This window comes from Sphingomonas sp. SP3 (genome assembly GCF_058514305.1).
Genome location: NZ_JBZSOE010000001.1, coordinates 1,981,738 through 1,998,717, shown reverse-complemented (window position 1 = coordinate 1,998,717; position 16,980 = coordinate 1,981,738). Strand labels below are relative to the sequence as shown.

Sequence of the window (16,980 nt, the reverse complement as noted above, 5' to 3'; positions counted from 1 at the left end):
TAGCCAACAATTCGCACCGGGTGGACGCGCCGCGCCTTGCACCCTAGGAGCCTGCGGACCGCTTAAAACAAGGATTTCTCGTGGGTAACGTGACCGTCATCGGCGCCCAGTGGGGCGACGAAGGCAAAGGCAAGATCGTCGATTGGCTCGCCAGCCGCGCGGACATGGTGGTCCGCTTCCAGGGCGGCCACAATGCTGGCCACACCTTGGTCGTCGGCGACCAGACCTACAAATTGTCGCTCCTGCCGAGCGGGATCGTGCGCGGCACGCCGTCGGTCATCGGCAATGGCGTCGTGCTCGACCCATGGGCGCTGAAGGCCGAGATCGAGCGCATCCGCGACCAGGGCATCGACGTCACGCCAGAGGTGTTGCGCCTCGCCGAAACCTGCCCGTTGATCCTGCCGATCCACCGCGACCTCGACGGCTTGCGCGAAAATGCGGCGGGTTCCGGCAAGATCGGTACCACCGGGCGCGGCATCGGCCCCGCTTATGAGGACAAGGTCGGCCGCCGCGCGATCCGCGTCTGTGACCTCGCCCATCTCGACGACCTCGATCCGCAGCTTGATCGCCTGTGCGCGCACCACGACGCGCTCCGCGCCGGCTTTGGCGAGCCACCGGTCGATCGCGATCGGCTGAAGCGCGACCTCGCCGAGATCGCCGACTTCGTCCTCCCCTTCGCCAAGCCGGTCTGGCGCGACCTCGACGGCGCGCTGCGCAAGGGCAAGCGCATCCTGTTCGAGGGCGCTCAGGGCGTGCTCTTAGATGTCGATCATGGCACCTACCCGTTCGTTACTTCGTCCAATACTGTCGCCGGCACGACCGGGTCGGGGAGCGGCATCGGTCCGTCGGGCGCCGGTTTCGTGCTTGGTATCGTCAAGGCCTACACCACCCGCGTCGGCTCGGGCCCCTTCCCAACCGAGCAGGACAATGAGGTCGGGCAGCAGCTGGGCGAACGCGGCCATGAATTCGGCACGGTAACGGGCCGCAAGCGCCGCTGCGGCTGGTTCGACGCGGTATTGGTCCGCCAGGCCGTCGCCGTCAGCGGTGTGACTGGCGTCGCGCTGACCAAGCTCGACGTGCTCGACGGCTTCGACACGGTGAAGATCTGCACCGGGTACAAGATCGACGGGAAGAAGTTCGACTACCTCCCGCCACATACCGCGGACCAGGCGCGGGTCGAGCCGATCTATGAGGAGATCAAGGGCTGGGAGGGCTCGACGCGCGGCGCGCGCAGCTGGGCCGATTTGCCGGCCCGCGCGGTCAAATATGTGCGCCGCATCGAAGAGCTGATCCGCTGCCCGGTCGCACTGGTGTCGACCAGCCCCGAACGCGACGACACGATCCTCGTCCGGGATCCGTTCGCCGGCTAGGGCCGGATTTCGAACGCCTTTAGGTTTTCCGGCTCGACGTCGCGCGCTTCACAGCCGTCGACCCGCGCGCCTTTCGGGCCGTAAGCGAGCTTGTCGATCATCCACCGGACCATGCCGGGATCGCCTTCGATATGCGCTTCGACCGAGCCATCCGCGCAATTTCGCACCCAGCCGACCAGGCCGAGCCGCTTAGCTTCCTCGCGCGTCCATGCGCGGAAGAACACGCCCTGCACCAGGCCGGTGATCCGGACCCGCCGCGCGAGCATCAAACGGTGGCGATGTCGGGCGCGTCCTCGGCCTTCATGCCGACGACGTTATAGCCGGCGTCGACATGGTGGATCTCGCCGGTCACGCCCGACGACAGGTCGGAAACGAAGTAGAGTCCCGCACCGCCGACATCCTCGATGGTGACGTTGCGGCGGAGCGGCGAGTTATATTCGTTCCACTTCATGATGTAGCGGAAGTCGCCGATGCCGCTGGCAGCCAGCGTCTTGATCGGCCCCGCGGAGATGGCGTTGACGCGGATGCCGTCGGGACCCAGGTCGGCCGCGAGATATTTGACGCTCGTCTCGAGCGCGGACTTGGCCACGCCCATGACATTGTAGTGCGGAATGACTTTCTCGGCGCCGTAATAGGTAAGCGTAAGCAGCGATCCGCCGGGCTCCATCATCGCCTTCGCCCGCTGCGCGACCGCGACGAAGCTGTAGACCGAGATGTTCATGGTCATCAGGAAATTGTCCATCGACGTGTCGACGAATTTCCCGCGCAGCTCATTCTTGTCGGAATAGCCGATCGCGTGGACCACGAAGTCGAGTTTGCCCCACCGCTCCTTCAGCTCGTCGAACGTCTTGTCGAGCGCCTTCATGTCGCTGACGTCGCAGTCGACCAGCAGCTCTGAACCAAGCTCACCGGCGAGCGGCCGGACGCGCTTCTCAAGCGCCTCACCCTGGTAGGAGAAAGCCAGCTCCGCGCCCTGCCCGGCTACCGCCCGCGCAATACCCCATGCCAGCGAGCGATCGTTGGCAAGCCCCATGATCAACCCGCGCTTGCCCTGCATCAACCCCGTCAAAGCTGCGGCCCCCCTGTCTCCAGTTCCACCACGACATCCTCTCCCGGCTGCGGTTCTTCGACCTCGAGCTCATCGCTGTACGGCCCGGTGTAGACCTCGCCCTTTAGCGCGGTCGCGCCGCTTTCTGCCAGCGCCGCGTTCAGCTCCGCGCCGATCACCACGCCGAGGCCGACCGCGAAGAAGAACAGCAGGGTGATCATGACCCCGGCGAGGCTGCCGTAGGTCAGGCTGTAGCCGCCGAACAGGCCGAGCGCGAACGGCAGGATCTCGACCGTCGCCAGCCACCACAGGGTGATGAACAAGGCGCCCGGCCACTTCCTGCAACCATGCTTTCGATAACGTGCCGGGGTCAGCGCGAAGAACAAAGCATAGAAGGTGCCGAACAGGGTGAAAGCAGGCACCAGCCGGTAGATCCCGAGCCGCGTTGCGATCCCGCCCGCGAATGGGAACCATTCGACCAGCACGTGGTGGAGCGAGCTCAGGATCACGCTTGCCGCGAATGCGATCATCAGCAGCAGCACCGCACCAAGGATCAGCAGGATCGATCCCAGCCGATATTCCCAAAACGGCGCGCAGAATTTAACGCCATAGGACCGCCGCAGGATATCGCGGATCGTCTCGACGAAGCTCGCCGCAGTCCACAGTCCGACGACCGCGCCGAACCACAGCAAGGGCCCGGTGCGCGCGTTCAGCACTTCCTGGATCGGCCCCTGCAGCGTCTCGGCGACGTTGGGCGGCAGCCGGCGGAGCACGTTGAAGACAGTCAGCTGCGCATCCTGACTCTGGCCGAACAGGTGGGCGACAGCGGCGGCGAGGATGAAGAAGGGAAACAGCGCGAGCACCGAAAGGTACGCCAGGTTGCCGGCGTGGATGAAGCCGTCGTTGTAGACGCCGATCGCGACCCGCTTGACGATCTCCCAGGGAGTGACCCGCGACTTGAGCTTCTCCTCGACCTCCGTGCCGAAGGCCGCGCGCATGCTTGCAAGCCGCTTGCGCCTTGCTTCCGGCGATTGGGGGGAAACGTCGCGCATTAGGCGGCGCTAAACACCCAGCCCGGAGCGTGGGTTGCCGCCGCCGCTCCATTTTTCCGCGAATTTCTGAAGCTCGGCATCATCCGCCGGAACGTCGATCTCGATCGCTACCAGCTGGTCGCCCCGCTTGCCGCTCTTCGACGTGAATCCGCGCCCTTTGAGGCGGAGCACTTTGCCCGAGGTCGTGCCCTTCGGAACGGTCAGCATGACCGGGCCCTCCGGTGTTGGCACCTTCACCTTGGCGCCGAGCACCGCTTCCTTGAGCGTGACTGGAAGCTCGAGGCGGATATTGGCGCCATCGCGCGTGAAGAAACGATGCGGCGCAATCTCCAGGGTGACGATAGCATCGCCGCGCCCGGCCGGCCCTTCCTGCCCCTTGCCGGCAAGCCGGATCTTGGTTCCGTCGTCGAGGCCCTGCGGCAGTTTCAGGTCGATGGTCTTGCCATCGGCAAGCGTGATCCGCTGCGCTTTCAGCGCGACTGCGTCATCGAAGGACACCTTTAACCGATAGGCGACGTCGGCTCCCTTCTGGGGCGCCCGCGCACGCTGGCGAAAGCCGCTGAACGGCCCGCCGCCTCCTCGTCCGCGCCCTGCCTGGGCAAACAGGCCATCGAACAGGTCGCTCAAGTCCGCCGCGTCAGCACCGCCGAAGTTGAAATTTTCGAAGCCCTGCGGCCCCCCGCCCGGCTGCGCCCCCCCCGCTCCTGGTGAATAACCGCCATAGCCGGATCCGAACGGCATCTTGGGGTTGCCGTCCTCATCGATCTCGCCCCGGTCGTAGCGGGCGCGCTTGTCCTTGTCGGACAGCAAATCATAGGCGTGCGTGATCTCGCCGAACCGCTTGGCAGCGTCGGGGTTGTCCTTGTTCCGGTCGGGGTGAAGCTGCTTGGCGAGGCTGCGGTAAGCCTTCTTAATCTCCGCCTCGCTCGCGCCGCGCTTCAGCCCCAAGCGCTGGTACAGGTCCAAAGCCATGCCGCTCCATGCCGCAACGATCGTGGCCTGACCAGATGGGTTGCCGTTTCGTCGGCGCCAAGCCTAATGCCGCGAGAGATGACCGACCCGTTTGCCCTGTTCGACATTTGGTATGCCGAGGCGCGCGAGGCGGAGGCGAATGATCCAGGCGCCATGACCCTCGCGACGGCCGCCGCTGATGGCCAGCCGTCGGCGCGAATGGTGCTTCTGAAGGGCCATGGGCCGGAAGGCTTCGTCTTTTACACCAACGAACAGAGTGCCAAGGGCGGCCAGCTCGCGGCAAACCCGAAAGCGGCTCTGCTCTTCCACTGGAAATCGCTGCGCCGCCAGGTCCGGGTCGAAGGCGCCGTCGAGCGTGTTTCGGACGCCGAGGCAGACACCTATTTCGCGACCCGCGGGCGGGATTCCCAGCTTGGCGCCTGGGCCTCCGACCAATCACGGCCGCTCGACCAGCGCGCGACCTTCGAGGCCCGCTTCGAAGCGATGAAGTCGCGTTACGAGAGCCAGGACGTGCCGCGACCGCCGCATTGGGGCGGCTATCGCGTGGTGCCCGACCGCATCGAATTCTGGATCGACCGCGAGCACCGTCTCCACGAACGCCGCCTGTTCACGATGACGGGCGAAGGCTGGTCGGAAGGGCTGCTCTACCCATGACGGAATCAACGATCAGTGCCGAACAGCGCGCACGCCTGACCGCTCGCGCGGCCTTCGCCAGTAGCGCCCTGGCGGTGACCCTGATCGCGATGAAGGCCTATGCAGCCCTTCAGACCTCGTCGATGGCGATGCTTGGCTCGCTGACCGACAGTAGCCTCGACCTGGTCGCCAGCCTCATCGTCCTGCTCGCCGTACGGATCGCGGCCACCCCCGCCGACCAAGAACATCGCTTCGGCCACGGCAAGGCGGAAGCGCTCGCCGCGCTCGTCCAGATAATCATCATCACGGTGTCGGCAATCTTCATCGGTTTCCGAGCCGTACAGCGCCTGCTTGCCGGCGCCGAGACCGGCCAGGCAGAGCTCGGCATTGGCGTGTCGATTGTCGCGATCGTTCTGACGATCGCGCTTATCACCTATCAGCGCCATGTCGTGAAAAGGACCGGTTCGCTCGCCATCGGCACTGACCGCCTGCACTATTCATCCGATCTTCTGCTCAACGGCTCGGTCATCATTGCACTGGTCCTCGACCAGTTCCTCGGCCTCGTCGGAGCCGACGCGATCTTTGGGCTTCTAATCGCACTGTGGCTGCTTTGGGGTGCCTGGAGCGCGTCAGGCAACGCGCTGCACCAGTTGATGGATCGCGAATGGCCGGACGAGCTGCGCAAGAGATTCCTCGATGCGTGCAAGGACTATCCTGAGCTCGAGGGCCTGCACGACCTTCGCACCCGGAGCAGCGGCACGCATGATTTCGCGCAGTTCCACGTGTGGGTGCCGGCCGACTGGACCGTCCAGGAAGCGCATGACCGGCTCGACGCCATCGAGGAAGAATTGCAACAGCGCTTTCCAAACACGGAAATCCTGATCCACGTCGATCCTGAGGGACAGACCGACCGCGAAACGCTCCTGCCATCGGAGATCACGGAGAAAGCGGAATGACGAGCATCCCCTTCTTTCAGGTCGATGCCTTCGCCGAGCGACCGTTGACGGGCAACCCCGCCGCCGTGATGCCGCTCGAAAAGTGGCTCGACGACGAGGTCCTGCAGGCGATCGCCGCCGAGAATAATCTCAGCGAGACGGCGTTCACCGTTCCGAGCGAACGCGACGACGCCGATTTCGACCTGCGGTGGTTCACGCCGCTGACCGAGGTCGACCTGTGCGGCCATGCGACCATCGCCGCCGGCCACGCCCTGATGGCGGGTCAGTCGGTCCGCTTTTCGACCCGCTCCGGTATCCTGGTCGTCAACCGCCGCGATGATGCGCTCGAGCTCGACCTGCCCGCAGCGCCGCTCAAGGAAGTGCGCGAACCGGAATTGTGTGCGGCGTTGAATCTCCCCGATATGCCGGTCCTCCTCGCGGACGGGGTCAATGATGCGGCGGTGATCGCGCTCGACGACGAGGCCGCGGTTCGCGCGGTCTCGCCCGATTTCGCCGCGCTTGCGAAGATCCACCGAATGCCGATCGTCACCGCGCCCGGCATTTCCGAAGACATCGTCAGCCGCGTGTTCGTTTCCTACTGCGGGATCGACGAGGACCCGGTGACCGGATCGGCGCACGCCGCGCTGGTGCCGTATTGGGCAAAGCGCCTTGGCCGCAACGAGTTCAGTGCACTCCAGGCGAGCAGGCGCACCGGCATCCTGCAATGCCGCCTCGAAGACGATCGAGTCCTCCTTGGCGGGCGCTGTTTCACGGTGATCGTCGGCCAATTCCAGCTGTGATGCTGCTGGCCTTCCTCGCGCTCGCGGCCAGCAATCCGTCGGTCGAGCGCGCGCAAATTCTCAGCACCGTCGAACACATGGAAGCGGCGTGGAATCGCGGCGACTTCAAAGGTTACATGGCGGGCTTCGCAAACCCGGACGTTGTGTTCGTCTCCGGCGGCAAATTCCAGGACGGCTGGCAGGGCACGCTCGACCATTATGTTCGCGACTATGGCGGCTCAGCCGAGCGCCGCGGAAAAATCCACTTCTACAACATGAAGATCGACATGCTCGCGCCCGACGCGGCGATGCTGGTGGGCCAGTACCGGCTCGAACGCGGCGCCCGCGTCACCGAAGGGGTCAACACGCGTTTATTCCGGAAGCGTCATGGGCACTGGCTGATCACCGTGAACCACGTCTCGGCTTACGACGTTCCGACCGCGCCAACAGCGAAATAAGGTCCGCTTTCCAAAACTTCGCCCAGGTGTGGGTGCCGTGCCCGTGGGTGTCAGCTGTCTCCGGGATTAGCCGGAATCGCGCGGTCGGCATACGCTTCAGCGCGCGTTGCGGGACATCGAGGTTGCGCGGATTGATGAAGTCGTCCGCCGAGTTGATCCACATCATCGGTGCCTTGATCGCCTCAAGCTTCGGCCAAGGATTGTAATTCCGGGAAGCGTCGAGCTGATAGATCAGGTCGTTGGCGTCGAGTTCCTTGAGCCCGCTCGCGACCCGCTCCTCCGCATAAGCACTTGCCGCGGCCCGCGTCGGATATTGCGTCTGCCAGTTGAGCGGCGCCGATCCCGCGACGAACAACAAATTCTCCGCCGCACGAAGGCCGGTCAGCGGTTGGCTTGTGTATTCGCCGCCCTTCCACGCCGGGTCAGCCTCGATCCCGTTGATCGCCAGCTGCCGCCACATGCGGTTCAGGCCGGCAATCTCGATCGGCTCGCACGCCATCGGCATGAGCGCCTGCGCGAAGGTCGGGTAGGTCTCGCCCCATACGAAAGCGTGCATGCAGCCCATCGACGTGCCGAAGATCAGTCGGAGATGCGTAATGCCCAGGGCTTCCAACATCGCATGCTGAGCGGCGACCATGTCGTCATAGTCGTATTTGGGGAAATGCATCCGGAGGCCGTCGGACGGCCTCGATGATTTGCCGTGCCCGATATTGTCCGAAAGAATGACGAAGTAGCGACGAATGTCGAGGGGCTGGCCCGGGCCGTAAAGCTCATCGGCGAACTGGGGTCGCAGGAACTGCTTGCCGTCGCCACCGGTCCCGTGAAGCACCATCACCGCATTGTCGATTTCGCCCGCCTTGTTGCGATGCGGCTCTCCGAGCGTCGTATAGTGCATCCGGATTTCCGGCAGCGCCTCCCCCGAGCGAAAGCGGAAGTCCTTCAGCATGACGTCGCCTTCACGGACCGGCCAGGTCTTGGCTGAGGCGGGTGGCGGCGAGCCCCAGCCGGTGGGGGCCGCGGCGGGCTGCATGGCCATCGCCATAAGAAACAACAGCATCACTTCACTCCCCTCAGCTTTTCTTCCAACGCATCGAGCAATGGCAGCTGGCTCGGCAGCATCAGGCCGCGCGCTTCGTCCAAGATCATCCAGCGCGCTTCTGCAACTTCCGGGAACCGCTTCATGCGGCCGCTCTTCGGCGGCCACTCCACGTCGAACTCAATGGATTTGATCTTGGTTGGGTCGAGGTCGCCTTCTACCGCAAACGCCTCGACCATCTTGCCCGCTGCCTGCCTGACCGTCGCCAGCGGGAAGGGCACGGCAGTCAGCCTCGTGCCCGTTTCTTCTTCAAATTCGCGCAGCGCCGCTTCCGCGGGCGCTTCGCCGGCTTCGATCATGCCCTTGGGGATCATCCAAGCGCCCGCATCCTTGTTCTTCCAGAACGGGCCGCCAGGCTTGATCAGCAACACTTCCAGTCGCTCTCCCGATTGACGGAAGAGCAGGACCCCGGCGCTACGCGGCGGCGGCATCCACGTCCGCGCTTGCCGCGATCGTTTCCGCAATCCAGCCCCCGCCGAGCAGCCGCGTTCCGTCATAAGCGACCGCCGCCTGCCCCGGCGCGACGCCATATTCTGCTTGGCCGAAGCGGATCCAGTCGCCGTCGCGCGCCGCGGGAACGGCGGGTGCGAGGGAACGAACCTTTACGCTCACCTCGTCCTGGTCTTCGGCGAGCCAATTCCACTCCCCGACCCTTAGGGCTTCAACCGCGAGGGCGCGGCGCGGGCCGACAATGACCTGCGCATTCCGAGGGTCGATGCGGATCACGTACAGCGGCTCTTTCTGGCCGCCGATCTCGATCCCGCGGCGCTGTCCGACCGTGAAATGAATCACTCCGCGGTGCCGCCCAAGCACCCGGCCCTCGAGGTCGACAATGTCGCCTGGCGCTTCGGTCTCGGGGCGGATGCGCTTCACCAGGCCGGCATAATCACCGTCGGGCACGAAGCAGATGTCCTGGCTGTCGGGCTTCGCGGCAACCTCGAGCCCGACCTCAACGGCGATTCGGCGCACTTCGTCCTTCGGCATGTCGCCCAGCGGAAAGCGCAGGAAGTCGAGTTGGTCGCGGGTCGTGCCGTAAAGGAAATAGCTCTGGTCCCGGCGCGGGTCGGCGCCCTTGTGCATCTCTACCCGGTCGCCGTTGAGGATGCGGCGCACATAATGGCCGGTCGCGAGACAATCGGCACCAAGCTCGCGAGCGAAGGCGATCAGGTCGACGAACTTCACGCCCTGGTTGCAGGAAGCGCAGGGCACCGGCGTCCGGCCCGCCGCATATTCGTCGACGAAGCGGTCGATCACGCTGTTCCGGAAGCGGCTTTCGTAATCGAGCACGTAATGGGCGATGCCAAGGCGGTCGGCGACCATCTTCGCATCATAGATATCCTGGCCCGCGCAACAGGCGCCTGAACGGCGCACCGCTTCGCCATGGTCGTAGAGTTGCAAGGTTACGCCGATCACCTCGTTGCCGGTGCGCGCGGCAAGCGCGGCCGTGACCGAACTATCGACGCCGCCAGACATGGCGACGACGATTCTGGCATCGCCCGAGGGGCGGCCGAGCTGAAAATCTGTCCGCAATGGAGGTCTCTTGCGTCGATCTTTACCCGAATTTCACTCCTCGCGGCTAGACCGAGGGCAAGCCGACGGCAGCGAGGGGGGCAAATTTGGCGCGTTTCGAGAAGGACTTTGTAAGGTCTGACGAAGCGCAGCTGAGCCTCAACGAGCTGCTCGACCTACTTGCCGTCACTGGTGACGCGGGCGGTCAGAGTCGGGAAGACGCGATCGCTTGCTACCTCTCGGGGAGCGAGGGATGGCGGGATGCAGTGAAGTCCCTCGGCGGCGCATTCGCCGAGGGAGAGTCAGGGTTAAAGGAGCGTAAGGCTGACTAACCGGGTCATTAACCACCGCGTTTCACAATATTTTCAACGCCCGGGGATTAAGCCGTGTCCAGTTTCAATGATTAAGCAGGTGTGACGGAAGATGCTCGAGAACCAGAAGATTCGTCCGGCCCAGGTCATCGGACCTCTCGGCGAGCCCCTGACGCTCGACTCGCTGCCGCCTGCCGAAACCACTCGTTGGGTGGTTCGCCGCAAGGCCGAAGTCGTGGCCGCGGTGTCCGGCGGGCTGCTCACGGTCGATGAGGCCTGCAAGCGCTACACGCTGAGCCTCGAGGAATTCACCAGCTGGCAGCGCGCGGTCGACCGTAGCGGCATGCCGGGCCTTCGAGTCACGCGAATCAAGCAGTATCGCGATCAGTACGAGCGCCAGCAGCGCTACTGATCCTCGGCCCGGGCGACCGGGACGTTAACCTAAATATTGGACAGAACCTTCCGAATCCGGAACAACCGGCGCGCGTCACGCGTCTGTGATGCCGGAACGGCCGCCCAGTTCAATGGCGGCTGCAAAAACAGGAGGGAATGATCTCATGGGAATCATCATCTTACTGATCGTCGGCGGTGTCTGCGGCTGGCTTGCGAGCATGATCATGCGCACCGACGCGCAGCAGGGCGTCATCCTCAACATTGTCGTCGGCATCGTCGGCGCAGTTATTTCGGGCCTTCTGTTCGGCGTTAACATGAACGCCGGCATCACGATTGAGAGCTTCCTCTACGCGCTTCTTGGCGCCGTTATCTTGCTCGCGATCGTGAACCTCATTCGCCGCGGCTCAGTGCGCTAAGGGCGCTCATCGCAGCACAAGATATAGGCCGCGCGGGGCTTCCCGCGCGGCCTTTTTCATGTCCGCGGTTATTGCAGTTCGTACGTAACGCTGAGCGTGACTGACAGCTTCTGCTCGCCCGGCACGATCTTAGTGTCCGCCGCCTGTGCCGCTTCCGCCCGCATCATCATCGGCATTGGCGGGGGCGCCGGATAATTGCCGCCGCTCTCGCTGACCGCGACCACGCGCACCACCCGCATTCCAAGCGACCGTGCATAAAGGTCCGCCCGCGCCCGCGCTGCCGCGACCGCCTTCGCCCGGGCCTCGTCGAGCGCAGCCTCGGGCTTGTCGATGGTCAGGTTCGGTCCGTTGATCTGGTTCGCGCCTTCAGCGACCAGCGCATCCAGGATCTTCCCCGAATTCGCGATATCGCGGAACTTGATAGTCAGCTGGTTCGACGCCGAATAGCCGTTGATCTTGGGCGGCTGGTTGTTCGCGTAGGTATATTCTGGGTTGAGGCTGATGTTGCTGGTCTGGATGTCGCGGTCCTCGACCCCCGCCCGCTTCAGCGCTGCGATTACCCGGTCCATCCGCGTCGCATTCTGTTGAAGCGCGCTTCCGGCACTCATCGCGCGGGTGACGACTCCGGCGGTGATGATCGCGACGTCGGGCACTCGAGTCACGTCCCCCGTCGCGCTGATGTCGAGCCGCGTTCCCGCGATCGTCTGGTTGATCTGCGCCTGCTGCGCTTCCGCGGTGGCAGGCAATCCGGCCGCGCCGAGCATTAGCGCCGCTATCAGGATATGTTTCATGGTCTTTGTCCCCGAACAGTCATTGCACCGCCATAACGGTCGCGCCGCAGCCATGCATCTTTGCTGAACGGGCTTCCTCAGACGCGGCGGCGGCCTGCGACCAGGCGATAGATCAGCAGCAACAGGAACGCGCCGACGATCGCCGCGACAAAGCCCGCGCCCTGGTCATTGGGTCCGTACCACCCGACCGCGCGTCCGGCCCAGCCGGCCACGAGCGCTCCGGCAATGCCCAGCAACACGGTGATGATGCATCCGCCGGGATCCCGGCCAGGCATTAGCAGCTTGGCGATCGCACCGGCCAGGCCGCCGATCACAATCCAGCCGATGATCCCGTAATTCTCCATCGCGCATCCCCTCTGTTTGTCCCTCGAGTCGTTCAACGGACCTTCACGTCAAATGCGGCAACGCGCGCTTGCCAGACAAGTGCCACCGTTAGTCGAAAAGCGATGGCGAGCGCGGCGGCGGTTGCGCTAGGTGACTTATCGGGCTAATACAGTGAACCGTCACCACGATGGATTCGCGAACTGGGCAGGGAATGATGAACCGGGAAACCTCGATCTACTCTTCGGACACGCTCGTGGTCACCGATCGCTCTCGCCAACGGCGGCGGTGGATGATCATTGCGGCTGCCCTTGGGGCGCTGTTGATTATTGTTGCTGCAGTCATGCTCGGCCGCGGTGCGACCAAGAGCGATACGCCCGCCGCAGGCGCTGGCGCCGGCCAAATTCCTACTGTCACGGTCATCGTTCCCGGTAGCAGCCAGGTGGGCCGCGTCGTCACGGCCAGCGGCCCGCTCGCAGCCAAGCGCGACCAGCCGGTCGGCATCGCCGGCGCCGGTGGCAAGGTCGTCCGGGTCCTCGTCGATGCCGGCAGCTGGGTCCGCGCAGGGCAGGTCCTCGCGGTTGTCGACCGCTCCGTTCAGGCGCAGCAGGCGGCGCAGCTGGCCGCGCAGGTCGATGCTGCCCGCGCCAACGCGGCGCTCGCCCAATCCAATTACGAGCGTGCAGTCGCGCTTCAGGGCCGGGGCTTCGTGTCCAAGGCCGAAATCGATTCGAAAAAGGCAACGCGCGACGCGGCTTATGCGCAGGTCCGGGTGGCGCAAGCGCAGCTTGGCGCAACCCGCGCGGAGATTGGCCGATTGAATGTGACCGCGCCGGCCTCGGGCCTGATCATGGCCCGCAGCGTCGAGGTCGGACAGATCGTGGGTGCAGGTTCGCCGGCGCTGTTCCGCCTCGCGGAGGGCGGTCAGATGGAAATGCAGGCCCAGCTTTCGCAGCAGGACCTTGCTTTCGTCCACACCGGCATGCCGGCCAGCGTTACGCCGGTGGGCTCGGATCGCGCCTTCTCGGGCTCCGTGTGGCAGGTCGCGCCGATGATCGACGCGCAATCACGACTCGGCGCGGTGCGGATTGCCGTTCCATACGACCCCGCGATCAAGCCGGGTGGCTTTGCCGAAGCGAAGATCACGGCGGGTTCGACCACCGCCCCGCAGCTGCCGCAAAGCGCCGTGCTCAGCGATGACAAGGGTAATTACGTCTACATCATCAACGGCAATAAAGAGGTCGAGCGCCGCGACATCAAGATCGGCACCGTCAACGAGAATGGTGTCACAATCGCCGCGGGCATTTCGGGGAATGAAGCGGTCGTGCTGTCGGCCGGCCCATTCCTCAACCCGGGCCAGAAAGTGAATCCGCGGCGGGAAGCTGCGCGCTGAAGCGCTAGGAAGTCGTACCGATGAATTTCCGTAACATCTCGTCCTGGTGCATTCGCAACCCGGTCTTTCCGATCGTTCTGTTCGTTGCGTTAATGCTCGGCGGGATCGTGTCGTTCGCCCGCATGCAGGTGAACAACGCGCCGGACATCGACTTCCCGGCGGCGAGCGTTTCGGTCACGCAGCCCGGCGCGGCGCCGAACGAGCTTGAAACCCAGGTCACCCAGCGCGTCGAATCGGCGATCCGCGGCGTCAACGGCGTTGAGGAAATCAGCAGCACCGTAAGCGAAGGCAACAGCTTCACCTTCGTCCAGTTCGAGATCGGAACGCCAACCGACCGCGCGGTCAACGACGTGCGCAACGCCATCGCGCAGATCCGCGGGACGCTGCCTGACGGCATCCTTGAGCCCCAAGTCACGCGCATCGACGCGAATAACGAGCCGATCTCCTATGTCGGCGCGCAAGCGACGGACATGACGCTCGAGCAGTTGAGTTGGTACATCGATAATAACGTCTCGAAGCGCCTGCTTGGGATCACGGGCATCGCGGCGGTTCAGCGCGTCGGCGGCGTGGACCGGACGATCCGAGTCATCCTCGACCCAGCGGCGCTTCAGTCGCAGGGCATCACGGCGGCGCAGGTCAACCAACAGCTCCGCCAGAGCAATATGAACGGTGCCGGCGGCCGCGCGGAAATTGCCGGCTCCGAACAATCGGTGCGCGTGCTGGGCAATGCGCAGGACGCCTATGAGCTGTCGCAGACGCAGATCGCGTTGCCTGGCGGCCGCTTCGTCAGGCTGGCCGATCTCGGAACGGTGCAGGACAGCAATTCGGAACAGCGCTCGATCGCCAAGCAGAACGGCCGGCAGGTGGTGACCTTCATGGTCCAGCGCGCCAAGGGCTCGTCCGAAGTCACGGCCTATGAGGGGATGTGGAAGGAGCTCGACAAGCTCCAGAAGGAAAATCCGAAGATCCATTTCTCGGAGGTGTTCACCACCGTCGACTACACCAAGGCCCAATATCATTCGGCGATGGAAGGACTGGTCGAAGGCGCGATCCTGGCCGTCCTGGTCGTTTTGCTGTTCCTTCGCGACATTCGCGCAACTGCCATCTCGGCGCTCGCGATCCCGATGTCGGCGATCCCCGCCTTCTGGTTCATGAGCATGATGGGAATCACCCTCAATTTCATGTCGACTATGGCCATGGGCCTCGTCGCCGGCGTCCTCGTCGACGATGCCATCGTAGAGATCGAGAATATCGTCCGCCACATGCGCATGGGAAAATCGGGCTATCAGGCCGCGCTCGACGCAGCCGATGAGATCGGGCTAGCCGTGCTTGCGACGACGATGGCGATCGTCGCGGTGTTTTTCCCCGTCGCGCTGATGCCCGGAATCGCCGGCCAGTATTTCAAGGCGTTCGGCTTCACGATCGTTCTCTCGGTGCTGATGAGCTTGTTCGTCGCCCGAATGATCACCCCGCTTATCGCGGCCTATTTCCTCCGCTCCCACGGCGAGCAGCCGCACGCCAACTGGAAGTGGATGGACTTCTACCTGAAGGTCCTCAACTGGAGCCTCGACACGTCCAAGGCGCATACGCTTCTCGCCAGGCTGCCAAAGCTGCCGCGTCACTTTGGCTATTACGCGCTTGCGGCTTTGCTCGTTGTGCCCGTCGTCGTGGCGTTCGGGGCCGGAACCGGCGCGGCGATGGCTGGCCTTGGCAAGCTCGGCCTGCCCGGCGCGATCGGCTTCGCCATCGCGGTCGTCGTTGGAGGCGCCGTGGGCTATTTCGCAGCAAAGGGCGTCGCCTGGCTCGTCCAGCAGTTCGGCAGCGGCTTTGCCGAATGGCACGGGGTCCTCGTCGCCCGCTGGAACGCGCGCATGCACGACCATCGCATGGCCATGGTCGGCGCAGGCTTCGTCACCCTGCTGTTGAGCATCGTCCTGTTCGGGACGCTGTCACTGTCCTTCTTCCCACCGCAGAACAGCGACTACTCGCGGGTCAACATCACCATGCCGCCGGGTAGCACGCTCAAGGAAACCGAAGCCGTCGTTGATCGCGCGTCGGCGATCGTCAGCCGCGATGAGAACGTCGATCGCGTGTTTGAGCGGATCAACGTCGGCGAAGGCCACCTGAATATCGTTCTGAAGAAACATCGCCCGCTCAAGAGTTCCGAATTTGAGCGCAATCTGTCGCCGGCGCTCGCCGCGATGGCCGACGCGCGCGTGAGCTTCCAGAGCCAGCAAGGCGGCGGCCCGGATCCCGATTCGCGCGACATCATGCTGTATCTCGGCGGCGACGACCCGGTTCAGCTGAACGCGGTGGCCAATGAGATTGCGAAGGAAATGGCAACCATTCCCGGGCTTCGCGCACCGCGTATCGGGAGCAACCTCGCGCAGCCGGAAATCACCATCAAGCCGCGCTTCGACCTTGCCGCCGACCTTGGCGTCACCACCGCAGCGCTTAGCCAGACGATCCGTATCGCGACGCTTGGCGAGATCGAGCAGAACAGCGCCAAATTCTCGCTCAGCGATCGCCAGGTGCCGATCAATGTTTCGCTGTCGGAGAATGCGCGGCGTGACATAAGCACGCTCGAGAACTTGCCGGTTCCGACCTCCAGCGGCGGGTCGGTTCCGCTGAAAGCGGTGGCCGAGATCGGGTTTGGCTCGGGTCCGACGACGATCAATCGCTCCAACCAGCTCCGCCGCCTGTCGATCGGCGCCGATCTCGCGCCTGGCTTCGCGCAAGGGGACGTGTTCGCAAAGGTGAATGAACTGCCCACCGTGAAGAACCTGCCGCAAGGCGTGCAGAAGATGAACCTGGGCGACCAGAAGTGGCAGTCGGAACTGCTCTTCAACTTCGCTGTAGCGTTGATTGCGGGCGTGCTGCTGGTGTTCGCCGTGCTGGTCCTGCTTTACCGCCGGTTCCTGGCCCCGTTCGTGAACATGGGCTCGCTCCTGCTTGCCCCTTTGGGCGCGGCCGTAGCGCTGCACATCGCTAACCAGCCGATCTCCCTTTTCGTGCTCATCGGCATCCTCATGTTGTTCGGCATTGTCGCCAAGAACTCGATCCTTCTGGTCGATTTCGCCGTCGAGATGATGAACCACGGCATGAGCAAGAACGAGGCAATCTGGGAGGCCGGGCACAAGCGCGCACAGCCCATCGTGATGACCACGGTCGCGATGGTGTTCGGCATGCTGCCGACCGCGATCTCGCTGAGCGGCGATAGCAGCTGGCGCGCGCCGATGGGCATCACCGTCATCGGCGGCCTGATCTTCTCGACGCTTCTGACCCTGGTCCTCGTGCCATCCTATTTCTCGATTGCCATCTCGATCGAAACCAGGATTGGCCGCCTGTTCCATCGCTTCATCGGCCAGGGTGCGCACCGCGAAGGCATCGCCGTACCCGCCGAGTGATGGACAAGGGCTTGTGAACCTTGGCGCCCGCTCGTTTATTGAGCGGGCATGAGGGCAATGACCAACGGCGCTCTATCCCGCTTTAACCCTGCCCAG

At 64.1% G+C, this 16,980-nt stretch carries 19 protein-coding genes; 10 read left to right on the top strand and 9 right to left on the bottom strand.

The annotated features are described in order from the left end of the window. Positions 1-80: 80 nt before the first annotated feature. The gene (locus AC4K8G_RS10400; protein ID WP_491734079.1) at positions 81-1,370 is read left to right on the top strand and encodes an adenylosuccinate synthase; all 1,290 of its coding nucleotides are present in this window, start codon (positions 81-83) and stop codon (positions 1,368-1,370) included. Here the strand turns inward: AC4K8G_RS10400 and AC4K8G_RS10395 are convergent. The 4 genes from AC4K8G_RS10395 to AC4K8G_RS10380 form a co-directional block, all read right to left on the bottom strand. Then, complete coding sequence (locus tag AC4K8G_RS10395) at positions 1,367-1,636, bottom strand: acylphosphatase (RefSeq protein WP_491734078.1); 270 nt, start codon at positions 1,634-1,636, stop codon at positions 1,367-1,369. The genes AC4K8G_RS10400 and AC4K8G_RS10395 overlap by 4 nt on opposite strands. After that, complete coding sequence (gene fabI / locus AC4K8G_RS10390; RefSeq protein WP_491734077.1) at positions 1,636-2,439, bottom strand: enoyl-ACP reductase FabI; 804 nt, start codon at positions 2,437-2,439, stop codon at positions 1,636-1,638. The genes AC4K8G_RS10395 and fabI overlap by 1 nt, the downstream gene beginning before the upstream one ends. Further along, positions 2,436-3,416 (bottom strand): YihY/virulence factor BrkB family protein, encoded by a 981-nt coding sequence (locus AC4K8G_RS10385; RefSeq protein ID WP_491734076.1) that lies wholly within the window; start codon positions 3,414-3,416, stop codon positions 2,436-2,438. The genes fabI and AC4K8G_RS10385 overlap by 4 nt, the downstream gene beginning before the upstream one ends. Positions 3,417-3,479: 63 nt before the next feature. Then, complete coding sequence (locus tag AC4K8G_RS10380) at positions 3,480-4,442, bottom strand: DnaJ C-terminal domain-containing protein (protein ID WP_491734075.1); 963 nt, start codon at positions 4,440-4,442, stop codon at positions 3,480-3,482. 78 nt (positions 4,443-4,520) lie between these two features. Here AC4K8G_RS10380 and pdxH point away from each other — a divergent pair, with 78 nt between their 5' ends. The 4 genes from pdxH to AC4K8G_RS10360 are packed head-to-tail and all read left to right on the top strand — an operon-like array spanning position 4,521 to position 7,247. Next, positions 4,521-5,096: a pyridoxamine 5'-phosphate oxidase gene (gene pdxH, locus AC4K8G_RS10375; RefSeq protein WP_491734074.1), complete on the top strand. Its 576-nt coding sequence runs from the start codon at positions 4,521-4,523 to the stop codon at positions 5,094-5,096. Continuing rightward, positions 5,093-6,031 carry a cation diffusion facilitator family transporter gene (locus tag AC4K8G_RS10370; protein ID WP_491734073.1) on the top strand — a complete coding sequence of 313 codons (939 nt, stop codon included), beginning with the start codon at positions 5,093-5,095 and terminating at the stop codon, positions 6,029-6,031. Before pdxH ends, AC4K8G_RS10370 begins: the two co-directional genes overlap by 4 nt. After that, entirely contained in the window at positions 6,028-6,810 is a 783-nt protein-coding gene (locus tag AC4K8G_RS10365) for a PhzF family phenazine biosynthesis protein (RefSeq protein ID WP_491734072.1), read from the top strand. The genes AC4K8G_RS10370 and AC4K8G_RS10365 overlap by 4 nt, the downstream gene beginning before the upstream one ends. Next, positions 6,810-7,247 carry a YybH family protein gene (locus AC4K8G_RS10360; RefSeq protein WP_491734071.1) on the top strand — a complete coding sequence of 146 codons (438 nt, stop codon included), beginning with the start codon at positions 6,810-6,812 and terminating at the stop codon, positions 7,245-7,247. The genes AC4K8G_RS10365 and AC4K8G_RS10360 overlap by 1 nt, the downstream gene beginning before the upstream one ends. On the opposite strand, the gene AC4K8G_RS10355 is transcribed toward AC4K8G_RS10360, so the two are convergent. Genes AC4K8G_RS10355 through mnmA form a run of 3 tightly spaced genes read right to left on the bottom strand, consistent with a single transcriptional unit; the run spans position 7,192 to position 9,873 of the window. Further along, positions 7,192-8,304, bottom strand: a complete 1,113-nt coding sequence (locus tag AC4K8G_RS10355; protein WP_491734070.1) for an alpha/beta fold hydrolase — start codon at positions 8,302-8,304, stop codon at positions 7,192-7,194. The genes AC4K8G_RS10360 and AC4K8G_RS10355 overlap by 56 nt on opposite strands. Beyond that, a complete protein-coding gene (locus AC4K8G_RS10350) occupies positions 8,304-8,714 on the bottom strand; it encodes an NUDIX domain-containing protein (protein WP_491734069.1) in 411 nt (136 codons plus the stop codon). The genes AC4K8G_RS10355 and AC4K8G_RS10350 overlap by 1 nt, the downstream gene beginning before the upstream one ends. Before the next feature lie 43 nt (positions 8,715-8,757). Further along, on the bottom strand, positions 8,758-9,873 hold the full coding sequence (mnmA, locus tag AC4K8G_RS10345; protein WP_491734068.1) for a tRNA 2-thiouridine(34) synthase MnmA: 1,116 nt from the start codon (positions 9,871-9,873) through the stop codon (positions 8,758-8,760). Between the two features lie 86 nt (positions 9,874-9,959). On the opposite strand from mnmA, the gene AC4K8G_RS10340 reads away from it, so the two are divergent. From AC4K8G_RS10340 to AC4K8G_RS10330, 3 genes are all read left to right on the top strand, one after another. Further along, positions 9,960-10,184, top strand: a complete 225-nt coding sequence (locus AC4K8G_RS10340; protein WP_491734067.1) for a hypothetical protein — start codon at positions 9,960-9,962, stop codon at positions 10,182-10,184. Between the two features lie 91 nt (positions 10,185-10,275). After that, on the top strand, positions 10,276-10,575 hold the full coding sequence (gene sciP, locus AC4K8G_RS10335; protein ID WP_491734066.1) for a CtrA inhibitor SciP: 300 nt from the start codon (positions 10,276-10,278) through the stop codon (positions 10,573-10,575). A 145-nt stretch (positions 10,576-10,720) separates the two neighbouring features. Then, entirely contained in the window at positions 10,721-10,972 is a 252-nt protein-coding gene (locus tag AC4K8G_RS10330) for a GlsB/YeaQ/YmgE family stress response membrane protein (RefSeq protein WP_491734065.1), read from the top strand. 68 nt (positions 10,973-11,040) lie between these two features. On the opposite strand, the gene AC4K8G_RS10325 is transcribed toward AC4K8G_RS10330, so the two are convergent. Together AC4K8G_RS10325 and AC4K8G_RS10320 are read right to left on the bottom strand one after the other, a co-directional pair. Next, the gene (locus AC4K8G_RS10325) at positions 11,041-11,763 is read right to left on the bottom strand and encodes an SIMPL domain-containing protein (RefSeq protein WP_491734064.1); all 723 of its coding nucleotides are present in this window, start codon (positions 11,761-11,763) and stop codon (positions 11,041-11,043) included. Between the two features lie 77 nt (positions 11,764-11,840). Further along, on the bottom strand, positions 11,841-12,107 hold the full coding sequence (locus AC4K8G_RS10320) for a GlsB/YeaQ/YmgE family stress response membrane protein (protein WP_491734063.1): 267 nt from the start codon (positions 12,105-12,107) through the stop codon (positions 11,841-11,843). Positions 12,108-12,301: 194 nt separating this feature from the next. Here AC4K8G_RS10320 and AC4K8G_RS10315 point away from each other — a divergent pair, with 194 nt between their 5' ends. Together AC4K8G_RS10315 and AC4K8G_RS10310 are read left to right on the top strand one after the other, a co-directional pair. Continuing rightward, positions 12,302-13,477 carry an efflux RND transporter periplasmic adaptor subunit gene (locus AC4K8G_RS10315; protein WP_491734062.1) on the top strand — a complete coding sequence of 392 codons (1,176 nt, stop codon included), beginning with the start codon at positions 12,302-12,304 and terminating at the stop codon, positions 13,475-13,477. Positions 13,478-13,497: 20 nt separating this feature from the next. Then, on the top strand, positions 13,498-16,884 hold the full coding sequence (locus tag AC4K8G_RS10310) for an efflux RND transporter permease subunit (RefSeq protein ID WP_491734061.1): 3,387 nt from the start codon (positions 13,498-13,500) through the stop codon (positions 16,882-16,884). The last annotated feature ends 96 nt before the right edge of the window (positions 16,885-16,980 follow it).

What these genes read in the sequence shown, in the direction of transcription:
- pdxH (WP_491734074.1), top strand. Translation starts at nt 4,521, where the DNA reads ATGACCGACCCGTTTGCCCTGTTCGACATTTGGTATGCCGAGGCGCGC.
- AC4K8G_RS10330 (WP_491734065.1), top strand. Translation starts at nt 10,721, where the DNA reads ATGGGAATCATCATCTTACTGATCGTCGGCGGTGTCTGCGGCTGGCTT.
- sciP (WP_491734066.1), top strand. Translation starts at nt 10,276, where the DNA reads ATGCTCGAGAACCAGAAGATTCGTCCGGCCCAGGTCATCGGACCTCTC.
- AC4K8G_RS10380 (WP_491734075.1), bottom strand. Translation starts at nt 4,442, where the DNA reads ATGGCTTTGGACCTGTACCAGCGCTTGGGGCTGAAGCGCGGCGCGAGC.
- AC4K8G_RS10315 (WP_491734062.1), top strand. Translation starts at nt 12,302, where the DNA reads ATGAACCGGGAAACCTCGATCTACTCTTCGGACACGCTCGTGGTCACC.
- AC4K8G_RS10325 (WP_491734064.1), bottom strand. Translation starts at nt 11,763, where the DNA reads ATGAAACATATCCTGATAGCGGCGCTAATGCTCGGCGCGGCCGGATTG.
- AC4K8G_RS10360 (WP_491734071.1), top strand. Translation starts at nt 6,810, where the DNA reads ATGCTGCTGGCCTTCCTCGCGCTCGCGGCCAGCAATCCGTCGGTCGAG.
- AC4K8G_RS10395 (WP_491734078.1), bottom strand. Translation starts at nt 1,636, where the DNA reads ATGCTCGCGCGGCGGGTCCGGATCACCGGCCTGGTGCAGGGCGTGTTC.
- AC4K8G_RS10355 (WP_491734070.1), bottom strand. Translation starts at nt 8,304, where the DNA reads ATGCTGTTGTTTCTTATGGCGATGGCCATGCAGCCCGCCGCGGCCCCC.
- AC4K8G_RS10365 (WP_491734072.1), top strand. Translation starts at nt 6,028, where the DNA reads ATGACGAGCATCCCCTTCTTTCAGGTCGATGCCTTCGCCGAGCGACCG.
- AC4K8G_RS10370 (WP_491734073.1), top strand. Translation starts at nt 5,093, where the DNA reads ATGACGGAATCAACGATCAGTGCCGAACAGCGCGCACGCCTGACCGCT.
- AC4K8G_RS10310 (WP_491734061.1), top strand. Translation starts at nt 13,498, where the DNA reads ATGAATTTCCGTAACATCTCGTCCTGGTGCATTCGCAACCCGGTCTTT.
- AC4K8G_RS10320 (WP_491734063.1), bottom strand. Translation starts at nt 12,107, where the DNA reads ATGGAGAATTACGGGATCATCGGCTGGATTGTGATCGGCGGCCTGGCC.
- AC4K8G_RS10385 (WP_491734076.1), bottom strand. Translation starts at nt 3,416, where the DNA reads ATGCGCGCGGCCTTCGGCACGGAGGTCGAGGAGAAGCTCAAGTCGCGG.